Genomic DNA, 18,132 nt, shown 5'->3' with positions numbered 1-18,132 from the left:
TCTCGTCTGCGTGGAGCGTGTCAGCGCACCCAGTGGTAGACGATGTGCGGCGGAAGGCCCCGCTGTTCGGCGCGGCGCACGACCGTTCCCGATTCGTCGCGCTGCTCGGCGATGAGCACGAGCTGGCTCGCGGCATCCCACGAGAAGTCGGCGGCGGCGCGCGGCACCGTCGTGAGCGTGATCGTCGCGCCGAAGAAGCCGGCGTCGGCGGCGTTGACCGCAGGAAGCGAGATCGTCGCGGCGGGGAAGCCGTCGGCGTTCGCCCAGTAGAGAGACACCGGCGAGGTCTCCGACCACCCGGTGCCGAGGATCGACACGCGCGTCACCGACCCGGAGCCGTCTCCGTCGACGGAGTTCACCGACACGCGCGTGAGCGTGATGGAGGTGGGCCAGGTGAAGTCGCGGTCGTTCCAGATGCGCTCGACGGCGCTCACCATCTCGCCGGGAAGCGTCAGGGTGCGGTCACCGCCGAACGAGAGGTTCGCGGCGACGAGAGCGGGCGTGATCTCGAACGACTCCACACCCAGATCGAGGTCTGCTTCAGTAAATCCGGATGCGTTTCGCGTGGCGGTATCGGTCACATTCACTCCTTGTTCGTCGCTGCAAGTTAACACCCCCCGGTCTGCCCTTGTCGATTCGAGCAGGAGTCGGGTGCCGCCGTCGGGCCGAGCTCAGCCGCGCACGCAGGTTCCCGATGCGACGGAGCCGGTGAGCCCGGTCGCCGCGACCACGACGGGTTCGAGCTCGACGAGGGTCGCCGCGTACCCCACCCCCTCGGTCGTCGCGCCCTTCGCGAAGACGATGCCGACCGCGTCACCGGACGTCGCGAGCACCGGCCCGCCCGATTCGCCCTGCTGCACGTCGGAGGCGAGGGTGTAGACGTCGCGAGCGGCCGTGGACTCGCCGTAGATGTCGGGGACGACGAGAGGGCCGACGACGGCCACTTCGGCGGGGTGTGCGCTGAACGGCCCCCCGAAGGGATAACCGCCCACGATCGCGGTGTCTCCCGCGGTGAGCGGTGTGCCGAGCTCGAGGGCAGCCGTGTCGAGACCCTCGACCGCGATGACCGCGAGGTCGTCGACGGGGTCGAAATAGACGACCCTCCCGACTCTCGAGCCGTCTCGCGGCGTCTCGACGACGGGCTCGTCGACACCCGCGACGACGTGGGCGTTCGTGACGATGCGATCGGGAGCGACCACGAACCCCGACCCCGACTGGTTCTGCCCACACGCGAAGGCGGTGCCCGTGATGCGAACGATCGACGCGGCGGCTCGGTCGAGCTCGGGCGACCCGGTCTCGACGTCGGGGATGGTCGGTGCTGCCCCCGCGAACGCATCGGCGATCTGCGGAAGCGACTCCCGCACGGCGAACGACCGCGCTGCCGCGAGCATCCGCGTGAGGCCGTCCGGGGTCGATTGGCCGATGACGCGCAACACCTGGGAGTTCGCGATCGGCTGCGAGAGGAGGGGCACGCCGAGGGTTCCGATGCCGAAGGCGATCGTCGACGTTACGAGGGCGGCGGCGACGACGCTCGCGGCCGCGCCAACGAGGCGGTCGACGCCACGGAGCGGCGAGCGCGCGACGCGCGTGCGCATCGAGTCCCCGAGGGTCACGCCCGCGGTGAGCCCTGCCGCGATGAGGAGGAGGGACGCCCCGACGGTCACGACGACGCGCCATTCCGGCGATTCGACGAGAGCGCCCGCGAGGGGCGCGAGGACGTAGGCGAGGGCCCCGCCGACGACGATGCCGACGATGCCGCTGACGCTCCGCACGAGCCCACTGCGATAGCCGTAGACGAGGAACGACACGAGGACGAGCACGAGGAGCACGTCGAGAATCACACTGAGCGGCACTGTTCTCCCGGTTCGTCGGGGGGCCGGAACACGAAACCCCCAGGCGGAATTTACCCGACGGACATGTCCCGACCGCCCATTTTCGTGTTATCCCGGCTACAGTGGACGTCAACCCTAGCTCGACGACAGACCCCGCCTCATCCCGAACGCGTGGTCGACCCTCGTCGAAATGGATCCGCGCGCAGAAACTTACCCGTCTGCTCGAGGCTCCGGACGCCAATGATGTCGCTGTGTTGTTTCCGGCGTGCGACCCCGTCCGCTGTCGTCCCGACACAGTCCCGTCGATCGCCGACCCCCCTTACCCCGCTTTGTCTGCGATCGCCGTTCTCGCCTCTTCACCCCGAAAGAGACCCCCGCAATGACTGCCCTCTATTCCCGACCCCGATCAGGTTCGCCGTCTCCCGACGAAGTCGAGTCTCCGACCGCAGACGACCCGTCGACCGACGGAACCGTGCTCACGCGTTTCGCCCGCGACGACGTGAGTCGACCCCGCCCCACTCGCGAGACCCCGGCAGACCGCGTGCCCACCGCGGGTGAAGCCGTGCGAGCACAGTCGCCCTCGATGGTCATGCTCGTCCTCGCGGCGACCATCGGCATCCTCGCGTACGCCAACTTCCTGCTCAACCCCGCGAGCCGCGGTGACTGGTTGCCATACACGATGGTCATCGTCGCCGAGACCGTGCTCATCGGCCAAGCGCTCCTGTCGATGTGGACGATCCTCTCGGGGTCGCAAGACCCCCGCGATTTCGCGTTCCACTACGCCAAGGGTGCGCTCTTCCGCGATCGCGACATCGCCCTCGACCGTGCGAGCTCGCACCCCGAGACCTGGGCGCTCTACCTCGACGAGGCCGAGATCGGGGTGGATGTCTTCATCACGACCTACGGCGAAGACCCGGCGGTCATCCGTCGCACCGTCACGGCCGCACTCGCGATGCGCGGCAAGCACGCCACGTGGGTGCTCGACGACGGTCGCTCCGACGAGGTGCGGGACCTCGCCGCCGAGCTCGGCGCGCGCTACGTGCGCCGGCTGAGCAGCAACGGCGCGAAGGCCGGAAACGTCAACCACGCTCTCTCGATCAGCAAGGGCGACTACTTCGCCATCTTCGATGCCGATTTCGTTCCCGACCCCGAGTTCCTCGTCGAGACCGTTCCGTTCTTCGTCGACCGCAAGGTCGCCTTCGTGCAGACACCGCAGACCTACGGCAACCTCCACAACGTCATCTCCAAGGGCGCCGGCTACATGCAGGCGATGTTCTACCGCTTCATCCAGCCGGGTCGAAACCGCTTCAACGCCGCGTTCTGTGTCGGAACCAACGTCATCTTCCGCCGCACGGCGATCGACGAGGTCGGCGGCATGTACACCGACTCCAAGTCGGAGGACGTCTGGACGTCGCTCATGCTCCACGAGCGTGGCTGGCGCACGATTTTCATCCCCATGACGCTCGCCGTCGGCGATGCGCCCGACACCGTCGAGGCGTACACCAAGCAGCAGCTGCGCTGGGCGACCGGGGGCTTCGAGATCCTGCTGCGCCACAACCCGCTGAGCCCGAAGCGCAAGCTCACGCTCGACCAGCGACTCCAGTACGTCGTCACGGCGTCGTTCTACCTCACGGGCATCTGCCCGCTGCTCCTGCTCCTCGTGCCGCCCATGGAGATCTTCTTCGACCTCCGGCCGATGAACATCTCGACGACCGTCGTGACCTGGATGCTCTACTACGCGGGCTTCTACGTGCTCCAGATCGTTCTGGCGTTCTACACGATGGGGTCGTTCCGCTGGGAGACCCTCATGCTCGCGACCGCGTCGTTCCCGATCTACGTCGCCGCGCTCATCAACGTCATCGTGGGCAAGGAGCAGAAGTGGAATGCCACGGGAGACAAGTCGAAGGCGAGTTCGCCCTTCAACTTCATGATCCCGCAGGTGCTGTTCTTCGTCTTCCTCCTGCTCACCTCCGTCGTCGCCGTATGGCGCGACCTCGGCAACGGCTTCCTCTCGCTCGCCACAGCGTGGAACGTCACCAACACGATCATCCTGGGGAGCTTCGTCGTCGCCGCCGCGCGTGAAGCCCGCCACCTCCGCGCCGCAGGCAGTAGGGCGCGCCGCGCCGCTCCCGCCGCCGCGACAACGTCTTCTACCCGAAACCTGGTGACCTCATGACCTGGAAAAACCGCCTCAAAATGTTCCTCGGCACGGTCGTCGTGTTCGTGCTCGTCGCTGGGATGACGGTGATCTTCAATCAGCGGCAGGCTCAAGTCACGAGCGCCTCCGCGGCCATCGAAGCCGAGAGGTACCCGGTCGGAAGCGACTACGGCGGAACGGTTCTCGATCGCGAGGTCTCCGAGGGTGACCGCGTCGCCGCGGGTGATGTGCTCTTCCGCGTGCAGAGCCCGACCCTGCAAGCCGACCTCGCCGAGGGACTCCTGCGACCCGAGACGGTCGCCTACGCCGTGACCCCCGACGGCGTCATGACGCTCACGGCGACTGTCGACGGAACCGTCGGCGACATCACCGCCGAGCGCGGATCGTTCGTGCAGGCCGGTCAGATCCTCGCGACGATCGACCGCACGGGTTCGCTCTTCGTGAGTGCCGACTTCGTGCTCTCGAGCCGCGACTACGCGCGCATCGAGGATGGCGCGGCCGTCGAGCTCGTGCTCCCCAACCAGTCGCGCATCTCGGGCCAGGTGGAGTCGATCGACGTGCAGACCTCCGACGGTCTCGCCGAGACGACCGTCACGGTGTCGAGCGAGGGCCTCGTCGACGGCGCCGCCAACAACCTCATGACCCGGGGAACACCCGTGTCGGCGACGCTGCTCCTGCGCGACGACGGCCCGCTCGCGGGCGTCGGCGACGGGTTCTTCGACTTCATGCGCAAGATCGGGCTGTGACCCCGTGCCGACCACCTCTCGGGCGTTCGCGCCCCGCCGTGCCACCACGCGACTCGCCGTTCCCGTCGTCGCTCTGCTCGCGCTCCTCACCGGGTGCTCGGCAGTGGGGGTGACCGGCGACGGTGACACCGCGCCGGCCGCATCGGTCGACGCGATCTTCCCTGACGACGAGATCGGACCGCTCGTCGAGGCCCTCCCGCAGCAGACGATCAAGCCCCTCCCGTCTGCGCGTCTCGCCGAGGGCCTCGTTCCCCCGACCAACCGGTGGTTCTCGGGCCTCGTCTTCGGTGACGACTCGATGCCCGTGTTCCCCTCTCCGCTGTCGTTCCAACTCACCGACGGCGGGTTCGACCTCGGTCTGCCTCGCGTCACGACGGCGCCCAAGGTCATCATGGGCGGTCACGTCGCCCACATCGGAGTCAGCGTCGGGGCCGACGCGGCAGAGGTCTCGGCCTACGACACGGCATCCGTCACGATCACGCACCTCGCCGACGACGTCGCGGTCGGCGAGACGGTGATCGCGCGGGGATCACCGTTCGTGAGCTTCACCGCGCTCTCGGCGGCCGACGTGTCGACCGTCACGGCCTTCACCCCCTCGTCGGTCGACGGTGCGGCGACCGCCGTCATCGACGGCACGACCTACGGCCTCGTGAGCGACGCCGAACTCTCCTCCGACGGCACAGGACTCGCCCTCGCCGAGGGGGAGACCGCCACGTGGTTCGCCCTCGCCGACGGAGCAGAACTCGCCGACTTCGCCGACGCCGCGACGCACACGGTCACAGGCACGACCCTCGATTACACGACGAGCGACACCGAGGTCTCGACGACCATCGCCTACACCACTGCCGACGGCGAACCCACGATCGTGGCCGCCCTGCCGCACCAGCAGGCAGGCCTCGCCGATTCGGTCGCGTGCTCGTCGGCGACCTACTCGACGATCTACGGCGACATGACCGCGTGCACGACCGATGCGCTCACCTGGTCGAGCCCCGCGCTCGAACCGAGTGGTGCCCTCGATCTGTCGGCGCTCGACGACGCGGATCGCGATCGCCTCGCCGAGCAGGTCACCCTCGACATCGCCGAGACCGAGACGTTCGCCGATGACACCTATTTCGGAGGCAAGTCGCTCTATCGGGCGGTCAACCTCCTACAGATCGCCGAGGAGGTCGGGGCGGATGACGCCGCGGCGACAATGCGCGACCGACTCGTCACGACGATGTCGGAGTGGATGGATCCCGACCGCTGCGACGAACGCGACCTCCGGTGCTTCGTCTACGACCCCGAGGCGCGCGGAATCGTCGGGCTCGCGACATCCTTTGGCTCGGAGGAGTTCAACGACCACCACTTCCACTACGGGTACTTCCTCTACACCGCTGGTGTTCTCGCGGCCGACGACCCCGAGCTCGTCGAGAGCTGGGCGCCCGTGATGAACCTCCTCGCCGCCGACCTCGCCACCCGGGGAGAGAGCACCTACTTCCCCGAGCAGCGCAACTTCGACTCCTACGGCGGGCACTCGTGGGCGAGCGGCACCTCCCCGTTCGGCGACGGCAACAACCAGGAGTCGAGCTCCGAAGCGGTCACCGCGTGGAACGGCCTCGCCCTGTGGGCGGCGGCGAGCGACCAGGGAGACCTCGAGACCGAGGCGCGATGGATGCTCGCGGCCGAAGCGACTTCGGCGAAGGCGTACTGGACCGATTTCCCGCTCGACGACCCCATCATGGAGGGCTTCGAGCACACGATCACCTCGCTCGTCTGGGGTGGCAAGCGTGACTACGCCACGTGGTTCAGTGCCGAGCCGAGCGCGATGCTCGGCATCCTCGTGCTGCCGATGAGCCCCGTCGCCGACTACCTCGCCGGCGACCCCGAGCGCATCGACGCGAACATCGCCGATGCGGCTCCCGACGGCTTCGACGTGACATTCGGCGATTACCTGCTCATGTACTCCGCGCTCTCCTCGCCCGAGGCGGCGTCGCGTGCGCTCGAGGAGTCGCGAGAACTCCACGAAGACCGCATCGACGACGGGAACAGCCGCAGCTACATGCTCGCGTGGCTCATGGCGCACGCGGCAGCCTGACCGGGACGCCTTCGGGCGCCCTCCGGTGTCAGCGGCGCGCGGCGGTTCGCGAGGCGCGAGCCGCCGCTTCTGCTTCCCGTCGCACGCGGCGTGCCTCATCTGCTGCCGCCGCTTCGCCCGGAGTGGGGGCGGTTCCGCCGAGGTGGCGCGGCTGCCACCACTGCCCGGTGCCGTCGACGGGGTAGCGGGCCTGCAACCCCTCGACGAGCGCGACGATCGTGTCGCGCAGGGTCGCCGTGACGGCCTTGGCGTCGTCGGTCGGCGACACCGTGAGCGGCCGACCGAACGCGAAGTGCACGGGCACACCGAATCGCTCGCGGAATCCGATCCGGTGATTCTTCGTGAGGAGTCGGTGGCCACCCCACACGCCCACGGGTAGAAGCGGAACGCCCGCCTCGGCGGCGAGTCTCGCGGCGCCCGTCTTGAATTCGCGCACGGTGAAGGATGCGCTCACCCCGGCCTCGGGGAAGACTCCGATGAGTTCTCCGCGCCGCAGTGCCGCAACGGCTTCGGTGTAGGCCGACGATCCCGCGGCCATGTCGACGGGGATGTGTCTCATTCCCCGCATGACGGTGCCGACGAGGGGCTTGTGGAAGACCTCTTGCTTGGCCATGAAGCGGATGCGCCGCTTGCGATGCATCCACGTCGTCCACTCGACGAGAGCGAACTCGAGGTAGCCGAAGTGGGTCATGGCGATGACGGCGCCGCCCGTTGCGGGGATGTGGTGCGCCCCCGTCGTGCGGGGCTTGAGACGCCAGAAACCGAACAGACCGCGCCCGGCGAGGATCGCGGTGTCGTAGAGGGGCTCGGTGGTCCTGGCTGTCATAACGACAGGGTAGAGGCGCACCCTGGGCGGCCAGCCGCGCTCACGCACCCCGTATTCCCCGACCGACATACGCGCGGAATACGACGCGGGCGGTCTCCCGCTAGAGCGGGAAGCGGAGTGTCGCCGCGACGGGCGAGGCGTCGGGGAGGTCGGCCTCGCGCACGGCGCGCACCGTCGCGCCGGAGCGGAGCGCCCGCGACGCGATCTCGTCGATGACGTTGTAGGTGCCCGAGACGTCGTCGCCCGAGCCCGGTTCGGTCAGCAGACCCGACCCGTCGACCATTCCACGCACGTCGGCGTCCATGTCGAAGTGGATCTCCTCGATCGCACCGGCGGTCGCGGCGCGCGCGAGCTCGGCGACGTCGCTCGAGGCCCGCCCCCCGGCACGTCTCGACCCGAAGTCCTCGTTCCACTCGGCGAGCCCGCCGGCATAGTGGGCGTCGAGGATGCCGCGAGCCCGATCGTCGATGTCGTTCGCCGAGAGCGATGACGGGTGGGCGTCGATTCCGCGAGCCAGAAGCGATCGCAGCGTCGAGACGGCACGGTAGGCCGGCTCGAAGTCGTCGGATGCCGCGAGGATCACGGGAGTCGTCGTGGCGCCGATCACCCGACCGACCGCTTCGTCGATGATGCGGCAATAGCGCTGGTGCTCGATCCTCTGACCCGTTGTGCCTTGCGAGCGGGGCATGTCGGCTTGTCCATGATTCTCCGCGTGCTCGAGAACGCTCGACAGGTCGCCGGGGAGCTCGAGCGCGCGCTCACGCGGGCGGGATTCGGCCGAGAGCTCGATGAGACGCACGTCGGCGGGGTTCGCCGTCACCGTGACCACGAAACCGCTGTTCGCGAAGGTGACGGCGCGCAGCAACGGACCGACGTCGAGACGGTCGGCGACGACCACTCTCTCGGCGACGCGGTTGGCTATCCGGAAGACGGAGAATCGGTCGGGCGTCGCGAGGATTGCGAGCGATCGGGACTGGTTCTGCCAGAACTCGAGGTCGTCGTCGAGGCTCTCGAGCGGGTCGATCACCGACGCGACCTCGGTGGCGTCGGCACCGCGCTCGACGAGGGCTTTGCGCACCGTCGACGTCGCGTTCTTGAGGCTCAGTTTCACCGCCGCCGTCTCGCTCGATACGGGGGAGGAGGGGAGATAGACGGTCACGCTCGACGGGTGACGCTCGTCGGCGAGGGTGATGAGTTCTGTGGGCTGAGGTAGATCGACAGGAATCATCGTTCCACGGTAGAACACCGACCCTCGTGTGGCGAGAGTGCCGTTTGCTCTCGAGGCCGAAGTGCTGGAGACTCGGTGATTCCCTCGGCGGCGCGATCGATTCGACGGCGCGCTCGTCTATCACCGCGTGAGTCCGTCGACAGCGCCGAGGCCCCGAACATCTCCGACCCCACGCAAGGACACTCAATGCCCCTCACACTGACTGACAACGCGAGCATGATCGTCAAGGCCATCGCCGAGCAGACCGCCGGGACCACGGTCGCCGGCCTCCGCATCAGCCTCGAGCAGGAGACCGCGACCGACTTCGACATCTCGGTCGTACCTGACGCCGAGGACGGCGACACGATCGTCGAGAGCGACGGCGCGCGCGTCTTCCTCGACGTCGCGGCCGCCCAAGTGCTCACCGACGCGGTGCTCGACGCCGAGGTCGACGACGAGGGCTCGGTGCAGTTCTCCGTCGGCACGCAGGACTGACTCCGGCGCAACACGGAAAGGCGAATCGTGACGATAGTGCCCGACGACAAAGACTGGACGTGGGTGCTCTCGGAGCGGTGTCCGGAGTGCGGTTTCGACGCGAGCGTCGTGCCCTTCGCCCACGTGCCGCGGCTCCTGAGAGAGAACGCCGCCGCGTGGCCCGCTCTCCTGCGGTCGACCGACGCCGCGGTGCGACCGGACGCATCCACGTGGTCGACGCTCGAGTACGCCGCCCACGTGCGTGATGTGTGTCGCGTGATGAGCGAGCGCTTGGCGCTCATCCTCGCCGAAGATGCCCCGGTCTTCGCCAACTGGGATCAGGATGCGACGGCGGTCGCCGAGAGATATCACGAGCAGGACCCGGCCACCGTCGCCGTCGAGCTCGTGGCGGCGGCAGAAGAGGCGGCGTCGGCTTTCGGCGCCGTCGGCCCCGAGCAGCTCGACCGGGTCGGCACGCGGTCGAACGGCAGCGTTTTCACGGTCGAGACCCTCGGGATCTATTTCCTCCACGACCCGATCCACCACCTCGCCGACGTCACCGCGCACCGCTCCACGGTCGAGTGAGGTCGTCTGCTAATATCTCAAGGTTGCCGTCCAACGGCCGCGGACAAAGAGAGCTCCCCCATTCCGGGTAGGGCACCGCGCAACGAGCAGAAAGGGGATCCCGTCTATGGCTCTTGAAGCCAGCATCAAGAAGGCGATCATCGAAGAGTACGCAACCCACGAGGGTGACACCGGATCCCCCGAGGTTCAGGTGGCCATGTTGAGCCGCCGAATCAAGGACCTCACCGAGCACCTCAAAGAGCACAAGCACGACCACCACTCGCGTCGTGGCCTGCTTCTGCTCGTCGGACAGCGTCGCCGTCTGCTGGGCTACCTACAGAACATCGACATCGACCGTTACCGCTCGCTGATCGAGCGCGTGGGTCTGCGCCGCTAGTCGTCGCCAGTCTTGAACGGGCCGTCTCCTTCGGGAGGCGGCCCGTTTGTCGTTTCCGGCGGGTAGGTCGCCTAGCGGGAGCGGATCGAGCGGATGGTGCGCAGCACCGCTCGAGCGCCGAGCACGACCTCCATCGCCGCCGCGGGCCTGAACCACACCGATCGCGGCGCGTCGAGCATGCGGCCCTTGACGATGCTCGCGACCGTGATGGCGATCACGGGGGCCGCCCAGGCCGCGAACGTCGCGACGGCGAGCACGCGGCTCGGCTCGTGCCTCACGATGAACCAGGTCCAGAACGCCGTGTCGGCGAGGAAGTCCGCCTGAGTGCCGAACGGGGTCACGGTGCCCGTCGCTCGCGCGAGCTTGCCGTCGGCGAAATCGGTCGCGAGGGAGATCACGGGAAGCGCGGCACCCAAGCGGTGGTCGAGAGCGGGGAGCGTGCCGCGCGCGAGGGTGAGGGCGTTGGGGACACCGAGTGAGGAGCGGTCGCCGAGCATCCCGAGGTGCGTCGCCGCCATGACCCAGCTCGACGCGATCCAGACGAAGCCCCGGCGCCCCGCGATCGCCCCGGCGACGGCGTGGATGAGCGTGGCCTCGGCGAGGGCGCGGGGGTGGAGTCTGGCCTGGTGCACGGATCGTGCCGTCGCGAGCCACACGAACTCGGCCACCGCGCGAGGTCGCCCCCGTCCGTCACGCAGGAGCGCGAGCAGACGATCACTCGCTTCTCTGCTCGGGGCCTCGAGCACCTCGCTCGAGTCCGTGTCCGGCCCGGTGCCCTCGGTCACGCGTTCGGATCGATCGGGGCGGCTTTGGGGCGTGGTTGCGGTCGCCAGGTCGATTTGTCGAGGCCGAGCCACGCGGCCCACACGACGGGGAGGAAGATGTGCAGGATCACGAAGTACCCGCTCTTCTGGAACCCCTTGCCGACGTCGTACGCGGCGATGATGAGCGCGATGACCGCGATGATGTTCACGAGGGGCACGAGCAGAAGCAGGGCCCACCAGCCCTTCATTCCGCCCAGTTCGAAGAGCCTCCACACGTTGTACACCGGCACGAGGCCGGTCCAATACGGATAGCCCGCTTTCTGCATCACGAAACCGAGGAAGACGCTGAACAGGACGTAGTGTGCGACGGCGTAGACGACCTGCCACGTGAGGATGGTCGACGAGTCGAACTGGGAGAGGTCGTTCATGCAGCCTTCGCCTTGCGCGGGATGGTGAGGAGGGTCGTGACGCTCACGGCGATGAGCAGAGCCGACCCGATGAGCACGAGGGAGGTGATGCCCGCGGCGGGGAGGACGAACATCGCGATGCCCGCTCCGATCGCGATGATCCCGCTGACGAAGCCGAGCCAGCGCGGGATGATCGCGCCCCGCAGTGCCGACATGAAGTCGACGATGCCCTCAGCGATCCAGCCGAAGCCGATGACGACGGCGAGAACGACGAGCGAGTCGAAGGGATTCGCGAGGGCGAGGATGCCGGCGATGATGACGACGAGGCCGAGGAGCCCCGTGAGCCACCGGAGCGGCACGGTGAGGTGATCGGCGACGAGGGCCGCGGTGATGCGGAAGATCCCCGACGCGATGAGGTAGCTGCCGAAGAGCACCGCGACGGTGAGCAGGGTCACGTCGGGGAAGATGAGCCCGATGATGCCGAGGATGAGGCCGATGATCGCGACGGCGATGAGCTGACCGCGATGCACCTTGAGCATGCCGAGGGGCGCTCCGGTGAGGAGAGTGGGGGCGGGGTTCTGTGGCGTCGACATGGCAGTCATTGTCGCACTTCACCCCCGCAGCGGGTCAGCCCCCGCGCCGGAGCGACATTGGGGGCATGCTGGGGGGATGACTGCACCCACGATTGACCTCAACGACGGCCGCGCCATCCCCGCGATCGGTCTCGGAACCTACGGTCTGCGCGGTGACGACGGCACGGCGGCGGTCGTCTCGGCGATCGAGTCGGGCTATCGCCTGCTCGACACGGCCCTCAACTACGAGAACGAGCGCGAGGTGGGCGAGGCGGTGCGCCGCGCGAGCGTCGATCGCGGCGAACTCTTCGTGACGACCAAACTGCCGGGCCGCCACCACGGGTTCGACGAGACCCTCGCGGGCTTCGAGGAGTCGCGCGCCAACCTGGGCCTCGACTACGTCGACCTCTACCTCATCCACTGGCCGAACCCGAGCGTCGACAGGTTCGTCGACTCCTGGCGCGCGATGGTCGAGTTGCGCGAGCAGGGGCTCGCGCGGTCGATCGGGGTGAGCAATTTCACGCCGGCACACCTCGAACGCATCGTCGGGGAGACGGGAGTGACCCCCGCCGTCAACCAGGTCGAGCTTCACCCGCGTTTCGGGCAAGCCGACCTCCGGGCGTTCCACGCCGAGCACGGCATCGTGACGGAGAGCTGGAGTCCGCTCGCGCGGCGCAAGGAGCTCACGGCCGAGCCCGCCGTCGTCGCGATCGCCGACGCCCTCGGGGTCACGCCCACGCGCGTCGTGCTGCGCTGGCACATCCAGCTCGGAGCCGTGCCCATCCCGAAGTCGGGCGACGCCGCGCGGCAGCGCGAGAATGTCGACGTCTTCTCGTTCGAGCTCGACGACAGGCAGATGGCGACGATCTCGGGGTTCGAATCCGGCCGCCTCTGGGACGGCGATCCCGACACCCACGAGGAGTTCTGATCTCGACACCGGTGCCGAGCCTCGAACTCAACGACGGGCACCGCATTCCCGCCGTCGGCCTCGGCACGGCGGGCATGCGCCGCGAGGCGGGGGTGCAGGCGATCGTCTCGGCACTGCGCGGCGGCTACCGATTGCTCGACACCGCCCTGCGCTACCGCAACGAGCGCGAGGTGGGGGAGGCGCTCGCCGCATCCGGTGTGCCTCGCGACGAGGTCGTCGTCACGACGAAGCTCCGCGGACGACACCACGGGGCGGATGCCGCGAGACGCGGCCTCGAGCTCTCGCTCGCCAACCTGGACCTCGACCGCATCGACCTCTACCTCATCCACTGGCCTCTTCCGAGGATCGACCGGTACGTCGAGGCGTGGCGCTCGATGATCGCGATGCGCGACGAGGGCCTCATCCGGTCGATCGGGGTCAGCAACTTCACCCCGACGCACCTCGACCGACTCGAGCGCGAGACCGGTGTGGTGCCCGCGGTCAACCAGGTCGAGCTGCACCCGCACCTGCCCCAGCGGGGCCAGCGGGAATACCACGCGGCGCACGGCATCGTCACCGAGAGTTGGAGCCCGCTCGGACGAGGGCGCGTGCTCCGCGATCATCCGGTGATCACCGACATCGCCGCCCGGCACGGGGTGACCCCCACCCAGACCGTCCTGCGTTGGCATCACGAGCTCGGGAGCGTCGTGATCCCGAAGTCGCGCAATCCGCAGCGGCAGAGGGAGAACCTCGACCTCTTCGCCTTCTCGCTCGACGACGACGAGGTCGCTGCGATCTCCGCGCTCGAGACCGGCAGGCGGTTGTGGTGGAGCAACCCCGACCGTCATCACGAGTTCTGACGGGGAGTGCTGGCAGAATCGACGGATGACAGTGACACGCTCCGCCTCCACCGGATTCGCCGCGATGACGATCGGCGGTTCGCGATGAACCCGTCGACGAAGTGGTCCCTCGGGGGAGTGATCGGCCTCGTCGTGCTCGCTCTCCTCGTGTGGTTCGTCCTCGACGCCGTGTTCGGCGTCGTCTTCTTCCTCGTGCGTGTCGTCGTGCTCGTCATCGTCGTCGGGATCGCCGCGATCATCCTGCGCCGTCTCTTCACCCGGAGCCGCGGCGACCGATGACGACACGGGGTGTGTCGCGCGGACCGCATCCACAGATAGCCCTGCCAGGCTGATCGGATGTTCCGCCGCCACCCACTCCTCAGCCTCGCGACGTTCGCGTATCTCGGGTTCGTCGCGTGGATGACTCTCGGCCCGCAGCCCCTCGACGCGGGCAACAGCTCGCTCCTGTGGCGCGCGCTCGCCGTCTTCTCGCGCTACGAGGAGACCGACTGGATCACCTACCAGCGCGTCGAGTTCACGGCCAACGTGGGCATGTTCATCCCCATCGGCATGTTCTTCCTGCTCCTGTTCGGGCGCCGCCTGTGGCTCCTCGCGATCGCCGCGGGGGTGCTCCTGACCTGCTCTATCGAGTTCGTTCAGATGTTCCTCCCGACGAGGGTGTCCGACGTGAGCGACATCATCGCGAACTCCGCGGGCACCGTCGTCGGCGTCGTCTTCGTACTCATCGTCACGACTCCGGCCGCTCGGCGGGCGCGACGGGCCGAGGCGGGGCGCCTCGCCGCACGCGCGGCCGCCCGCCCCGAGACCCGCGCTCGATCGCGCGTCTGACACCGGCGCGCGACGTGATCGACTCGACCTTCGTCAAGCGGCGCCCCGGCGCCCCCGACGACTTCTTCGCCGCCGAAGCGGCCGGGCTCGCGTGGCTCGCCGAGGCTCCCGGCGCTCGCGTCGTCGGAGTCGTCGAGGTCTCGCGAGAGAGCATCGAGCTCGACCGCATCGTCGAGACGCGACCGACCGCCGAGGCCGCGCGGCGGTTCGGTGCCGCACTCGCGCGCACGCACGCATCCGGGGCTCCCGCCTACGGCGCGGCTCCGGCGGGCTATCCGGGCTCTCTCTACATCGGTCGGCGAGCGATGCCGAGTGCCGCGGATGCCTCGTGGGGCGGGTTCTACGCCCGGGATCGGGTTCTGCCGTTCCTGTCGATCGCTCGCGCGGCGGGGTCGCTCGACGCCGAGGGCGAGCGCGTCGTGCGGGCCGCGTGCGACATCGTCGCCGACGGCCGCTTCGACGACGTCACCGAGTCACCGGCCCGGCTCCACGGCGACCTCTGGAGCGGCAACGTGCTGTGGGCTGCCGACGGCGTCGTGCTCATCGACCCGGCAGCGCACGGAGGCCATCGAGAGACCGACCTCGCGATGCTCGCCCTCTTCGGTTGCCCGTTCCTCGAGACGATCATCGAGGGGTATGACGCCGAGGCGCCGCTCCGGGAGGGGTGGCGCGAGCGCGTTCCGCTGCACCAACTGCATCCGCTCGCCGTGCACGCCGCCGGCCACGGCGAGCACTATGGCGTCGCCCTCGTGAGCGCGGCGCGGAGAGTGCTCGACTCGGCAGGGTGAGTCGCGCCCGACGGGGCGACACGCCCTGCTGGTAGTCTTTCGAGTGGTCACCGCGAGGTGATCGCACAACTCAACAGCTTCCGACGCGGCCAGGCCGGGTCGGAGACGCACGGAGCAGGCCGGCAAGACGCTGGTCATCGGTGGTGAATTACTGGGTGGGGTCGAGCGGCCTCCGGACCAGTGACTTTCTACTGTTGGCCAGACATGCGCACCACTTCGGGTCGCCGCACGTGCACGAGTCCGCCCCGCGGGCACCGTGCCATCGAACCCGCTCCTGCTCCTGCACCGCCGCATCCACACGGGATAGCGGTGCGTCCCGGTGCCGCTCGCGACCAGCGCGAGTGGCCGGGCGGAGATTGGCTCAGCCAAAAAAGAGGAGAAAAACCCTATGGAGGGTCCAGAAATCAAGTTCGCCGAAGCCGTTCTCGACAACGGCAAGTTCGGCACGAGGACGGTCCGGTTCGAGACCGGTCGCCTCGCACAGCAGTCGCAGGGCGCGGTCGCCGCGTACCTCGACGAAGACACCATGCTGCTGAGCGCCACGAGCGCGGGCAAGCACCCGAAAGACAACTTCGACTTCTTCCCGCTCACGGTCGACGTCGAAGAGCGCTCCTACGCGGCAGGAAAGATCCCCGGATCGTTCTTCCGTCGCGAAGGGCGTCCCTCGACCGAGGCGATCCTCGTGTGCCGTCTCATCGACCGGCCGCTGCGCCCGTCGTTCGTCGACGGCCTCCGCAACGAGGTCCAGATCGTCATCACCGTTCTGAGCATCGCTCCCGGTGAGTTCTACGACGCCCTCGCGATCAACGCCGCATCGGCGTCGACGCAGATCTCGGGTCTCCCGTTCAGCGGCCCGATCGGTGGCATCCGCCTCGCCCTCATCGACGGCCAGTGGGTCGCCTTCCCGACGTTCGAGCAGCTCGAGCGTGCCGTCTTCGACCTCACGGTCGCCGGCCGACTCGTCACCGACGACCAGGGCAACGAGGATGTCGCGATCATGATGGTCGAGGCCGAAGCGACCGAGCACGCCTGGGGTCTCATCCAGGGTGGAGCGACGAAGCCCGACGAAGCCATCGTGGCTCAGGGACTCGAGGCGTCGAAGCCGTTCCTCACGCAGCTCATCAAGGCCCAGTCGGAGATGGCCGCCCAGTCGGCCAAGCCCGTCGCCGACTACCCGGTCTTCCTGCCCTACACGCAGGCCGCCTACGACGCGGTCGCCGAGCTCGCCTACGACGAGCTCGTAGGCATTTACCAGATCGCCGCCAAGACCGAGCGCCAGAACGCCGACGACGCCCTCAAGGAGCGCGTCAAGGCGCAGATCCTCGAGAAGGTCGAAGCGGGCCAGCTCGGGGGAGACATCCCCCCGATGGTGAGCGCGGCCTACAAGTCGGTCACCAAGACCGTCGTGCGCGGACGCATCCTCACCGAGGGTGTGCGCATGGACGGCCGAGGCCTCGCCGACATCCGACCGCTCGACGCCGAGGTGCAGGTCATCCCCCGCGTTCACGGTTCGGCGATCTTCCAGCGCGGGGAGACCCAGATCCTGGGTGTCACGACGCTCAACATGCTCAAAATGGAGCAGCAGATCGACAGCCTCGCGCCGGTCACCAAGAAGCGCTACATGCACCACTACAACTTCCCGCCGTACTCGACGGGTGAGACCGGTCGTGTGGGCAGCCCGAAGCGTCGCGAGATCGGGCACGGCTTCCTCGCCGAGCGCGCCCTCGTTCCGGTTCTCCCCGACCGCCAAGAGTTCCCGTACGCCATCCGCCAGGTCTCCGAGGCTCTCGGATCCAACGGATCGACGTCGATGGGCTCCGTGTGCGCGTCGACCCTCTCGCTCCTCAACGCCGGTGTGCCGCTGCGCGCCCCGGTCGCCGGAATCGCGATGGGTCTCGTGACCGACGTCGTCGACGGGCAGACGCGCTACGCGGCTCTCACCGACATCCTCGGTGCGGAAGACGCCCTCGGTGACATGGACTTCAAGGTCGCCGGCACGTCGGAGTTCGTCACGGCCATCCAGCTCGACACGAAGCTCGACGGCATCCCCTCGGCCGTGCTCGACGGTGCGCTCAAGCAAGCGAAAGAGGCCCGCACGGCCATCCTCGCGGTGCTCAACGCGGCGATCGACGCTCCAGACGAGATGGCCCCGACCGCGCCCCGCGTGATCTCGGTGCAGATCCCCGTCGACAAGATCGGTGAGCTCATCGGCCCCAAGGGCAAGACGATCAACCAGATCCAGGACGACACGGGAGCCGACATCTCGATCGAAGACGACGGAACCGTCTACATCGGTGCCGTCGACGGACCGTCGGCCGACGCCGCTCGCGCCGCCGTCAACGCGATCGCGAACCCGCTCAACCCCGAGGTCGGCGAGAGGTTCCTCGGAACCGTCGTCAAGATCGCGCCGTTCGGTGCGTTCGTGTCGCTCACCCCGGGCAAGGACGGCCTGCTCCACATCAGCGAGGTGCGCAAACTCGCCGGTGGCAAGCGCGTCGAGAACGTCGAAGACGTGCTCGGTGTCGGCCAGAAGATCCAGGTCGAGATCACCAAGGTCGACGACCGCGGAAAGCTCTCGCTCGCTCCCGTCATGGAGGAGAACGCCGGTGACGACACCGACGGCGCCCCCGTGGCATCCGACGCAGGTTCGTCGGAGAGCTAGAGCGCACAGGTCTGCCGGAGGCCGCTCGCCAGCGCTCCGGTAAGACGGAAGAGCCCGTCCCACTTC

General features: G+C 68.3%; 19 protein-coding genes. 12 read left to right on the top strand and 7 right to left on the bottom strand.

Annotation, left to right across the window (positions count from 1 at the left end; all coding sequences use genetic code 11):
• Positions 1-20: 20 nt before the first annotated feature.
• Together ACLHIH_RS06255 and ACLHIH_RS06250 are read right to left on the bottom strand one after the other, a co-directional pair.
• The gene (locus ACLHIH_RS06255; RefSeq protein ID WP_411315836.1) at positions 21-581 is read right to left on the bottom strand and encodes a hypothetical protein; all 561 of its coding nucleotides are present in this window, start codon (positions 579-581) and stop codon (positions 21-23) included.
• Between the two features lie 90 nt (positions 582-671).
• A complete protein-coding gene (locus ACLHIH_RS06250; protein ID WP_411315835.1) occupies positions 672-1,841 on the bottom strand; it encodes a MarP family serine protease in 1,170 nt (389 codons plus the stop codon).
• A gap of 370 nt (positions 1,842-2,211) precedes the next feature.
• Between ACLHIH_RS06250 and ACLHIH_RS06245 the strand changes: the two genes are divergently transcribed.
• The 3 genes from ACLHIH_RS06245 to ACLHIH_RS06235 are packed head-to-tail and all read left to right on the top strand — an operon-like array spanning position 2,212 to position 6,810.
• Positions 2,212-4,008 carry a glycosyltransferase gene (locus ACLHIH_RS06245; protein WP_411315834.1) on the top strand — a complete coding sequence of 599 codons (1,797 nt, stop codon included), beginning with the start codon at positions 2,212-2,214 and terminating at the stop codon, positions 4,006-4,008.
• Positions 4,005-4,736 (top strand): HlyD family efflux transporter periplasmic adaptor subunit, encoded by a 732-nt coding sequence (locus ACLHIH_RS06240; RefSeq protein ID WP_411315833.1) that lies wholly within the window; start codon positions 4,005-4,007, stop codon positions 4,734-4,736. Before ACLHIH_RS06245 ends, ACLHIH_RS06240 begins: the two co-directional genes overlap by 4 nt.
• Before the next feature lie 4 nt (positions 4,737-4,740).
• A complete protein-coding gene (locus ACLHIH_RS06235; protein WP_411315832.1) occupies positions 4,741-6,810 on the top strand; it encodes a glycosyl hydrolase in 2,070 nt (689 codons plus the stop codon).
• Positions 6,811-6,838: 28 nt separating this feature from the next.
• On the opposite strand, the gene ACLHIH_RS06230 is transcribed toward ACLHIH_RS06235, so the two are convergent.
• Together ACLHIH_RS06230 and ACLHIH_RS06225 are read right to left on the bottom strand one after the other, a co-directional pair.
• Positions 6,839-7,636, bottom strand: coding sequence for a lysophospholipid acyltransferase family protein (locus ACLHIH_RS06230; protein WP_411315831.1), 798 nt, complete (start codon positions 7,634-7,636; stop codon positions 6,839-6,841).
• 100 nt (positions 7,637-7,736) lie between these two features.
• Positions 7,737-8,864 carry a hypothetical protein gene (locus tag ACLHIH_RS06225; protein WP_411315830.1) on the bottom strand — a complete coding sequence of 376 codons (1,128 nt, stop codon included), beginning with the start codon at positions 8,862-8,864 and terminating at the stop codon, positions 7,737-7,739.
• Between the two features lie 186 nt (positions 8,865-9,050).
• On the opposite strand from ACLHIH_RS06225, the gene ACLHIH_RS06220 reads away from it, so the two are divergent.
• The 3 genes from ACLHIH_RS06220 to rpsO all read left to right on the top strand — a co-directional run bounded on the left by ACLHIH_RS06220 (position 9,051) and on the right by rpsO (position 10,278).
• Positions 9,051-9,338, top strand: coding sequence for a Fe-S cluster assembly protein HesB (locus ACLHIH_RS06220; protein WP_411315829.1), 288 nt, complete (start codon positions 9,051-9,053; stop codon positions 9,336-9,338).
• 27 nt (positions 9,339-9,365) lie between these two features.
• Positions 9,366-9,902, top strand: a complete 537-nt coding sequence (locus ACLHIH_RS06215; RefSeq protein WP_411315828.1) for a DinB family protein — start codon at positions 9,366-9,368, stop codon at positions 9,900-9,902.
• 106 nt (positions 9,903-10,008) lie between these two features.
• Positions 10,009-10,278, top strand: a complete 270-nt coding sequence (gene rpsO / locus ACLHIH_RS06210) for a 30S ribosomal protein S15 (RefSeq protein WP_411315827.1) — start codon at positions 10,009-10,011, stop codon at positions 10,276-10,278.
• Positions 10,279-10,349: 71 nt separating this feature from the next.
• Here rpsO and ACLHIH_RS06205 read toward each other — a convergent pair whose 3' ends face one another.
• Genes ACLHIH_RS06205 through ACLHIH_RS06195 form a run of 3 tightly spaced genes read right to left on the bottom strand, consistent with a single transcriptional unit; the run spans position 10,350 to position 12,042 of the window.
• Positions 10,350-11,063: a CDP-alcohol phosphatidyltransferase family protein gene (locus tag ACLHIH_RS06205; RefSeq protein ID WP_411315826.1), complete on the bottom strand. Its 714-nt coding sequence runs from the start codon at positions 11,061-11,063 to the stop codon at positions 10,350-10,352.
• On the bottom strand, positions 11,060-11,470 hold the full coding sequence (locus ACLHIH_RS06200; protein WP_411315825.1) for a DUF5684 domain-containing protein: 411 nt from the start codon (positions 11,468-11,470) through the stop codon (positions 11,060-11,062). Before ACLHIH_RS06200 ends, ACLHIH_RS06205 begins: the two co-directional genes overlap by 4 nt.
• Positions 11,467-12,042 (bottom strand): HdeD family acid-resistance protein, encoded by a 576-nt coding sequence (locus ACLHIH_RS06195; RefSeq protein WP_411315824.1) that lies wholly within the window; start codon positions 12,040-12,042, stop codon positions 11,467-11,469. The genes ACLHIH_RS06200 and ACLHIH_RS06195 overlap by 4 nt, the downstream gene beginning before the upstream one ends.
• Positions 12,043-12,118: 76 nt before the next feature.
• On the opposite strand from ACLHIH_RS06195, the gene ACLHIH_RS06190 reads away from it, so the two are divergent.
• From ACLHIH_RS06190 to ACLHIH_RS06165, 6 genes are all read left to right on the top strand, one after another.
• Complete coding sequence (locus ACLHIH_RS06190) at positions 12,119-12,949, top strand: aldo/keto reductase (RefSeq protein WP_411315823.1); 831 nt, start codon at positions 12,119-12,121, stop codon at positions 12,947-12,949.
• 11 nt (positions 12,950-12,960) lie between these two features.
• The gene (locus tag ACLHIH_RS06185) at positions 12,961-13,788 is read left to right on the top strand and encodes an aldo/keto reductase (protein WP_411315822.1); all 828 of its coding nucleotides are present in this window, start codon (positions 12,961-12,963) and stop codon (positions 13,786-13,788) included.
• Positions 13,789-13,872: 84 nt separating this feature from the next.
• Positions 13,873-14,067, top strand: a complete 195-nt coding sequence (locus ACLHIH_RS06180; protein WP_411315821.1) for a hypothetical protein — start codon at positions 13,873-13,875, stop codon at positions 14,065-14,067.
• Positions 14,068-14,124: 57 nt separating this feature from the next.
• Positions 14,125-14,616, top strand: coding sequence for a VanZ family protein (locus ACLHIH_RS06175; RefSeq protein WP_411315820.1), 492 nt, complete (start codon positions 14,125-14,127; stop codon positions 14,614-14,616).
• A gap of 14 nt (positions 14,617-14,630) precedes the next feature.
• Complete coding sequence (locus ACLHIH_RS06170; RefSeq protein WP_411315819.1) at positions 14,631-15,404, top strand: fructosamine kinase family protein; 774 nt, start codon at positions 14,631-14,633, stop codon at positions 15,402-15,404.
• A gap of 388 nt (positions 15,405-15,792) precedes the next feature.
• Positions 15,793-18,066: a polyribonucleotide nucleotidyltransferase gene (locus ACLHIH_RS06165; RefSeq protein ID WP_411315817.1), complete on the top strand. Its 2,274-nt coding sequence runs from the start codon at positions 15,793-15,795 to the stop codon at positions 18,064-18,066.
• Positions 18,067-18,132: the final 66 nt, after the last annotated feature.

The organism is Marisediminicola sp. LYQ134 (assembly GCF_046599635.1).
GTDB lineage: Bacteria > Actinomycetota > Actinomycetes > Actinomycetales > Microbacteriaceae > Marisediminicola.
Note: the sequence above shows the minus strand (reverse complement) of the source record. Positions and strands in the feature narration are given on the sequence as shown.

Coding starts and splice junctions, on each gene's coding strand:
- ACLHIH_RS06245 (WP_411315834.1), top strand. CDS start 2,212: ATGACTGCCCTCTATTCCCGACCCCGATCAGGTTCGCCGTCTCCCGAC.
- ACLHIH_RS06240 (WP_411315833.1), top strand. CDS start 4,005: ATGACCTGGAAAAACCGCCTCAAAATGTTCCTCGGCACGGTCGTCGTG.
- ACLHIH_RS06230 (WP_411315831.1), bottom strand. CDS start 7,636: ATGACAGCCAGGACCACCGAGCCCCTCTACGACACCGCGATCCTCGCC.
- ACLHIH_RS06225 (WP_411315830.1), bottom strand. CDS start 8,864: ATGATTCCTGTCGATCTACCTCAGCCCACAGAACTCATCACCCTCGCC.
- ACLHIH_RS06220 (WP_411315829.1), top strand. CDS start 9,051: ATGCCCCTCACACTGACTGACAACGCGAGCATGATCGTCAAGGCCATC.
- rpsO (WP_411315827.1), top strand. CDS start 10,009: ATGGCTCTTGAAGCCAGCATCAAGAAGGCGATCATCGAAGAGTACGCA.
- ACLHIH_RS06200 (WP_411315825.1), bottom strand. CDS start 11,470: ATGAACGACCTCTCCCAGTTCGACTCGTCGACCATCCTCACGTGGCAG.
- ACLHIH_RS06195 (WP_411315824.1), bottom strand. CDS start 12,042: ATGTCGACGCCACAGAACCCCGCCCCCACTCTCCTCACCGGAGCGCCC.
- ACLHIH_RS06190 (WP_411315823.1), top strand. CDS start 12,119: ATGACTGCACCCACGATTGACCTCAACGACGGCCGCGCCATCCCCGCG.
- ACLHIH_RS06180 (WP_411315821.1), top strand. CDS start 13,873: ATGAACCCGTCGACGAAGTGGTCCCTCGGGGGAGTGATCGGCCTCGTC.
- ACLHIH_RS06175 (WP_411315820.1), top strand. CDS start 14,125: ATGTTCCGCCGCCACCCACTCCTCAGCCTCGCGACGTTCGCGTATCTC.
- ACLHIH_RS06165 (WP_411315817.1), top strand. CDS start 15,793: ATGGAGGGTCCAGAAATCAAGTTCGCCGAAGCCGTTCTCGACAACGGC.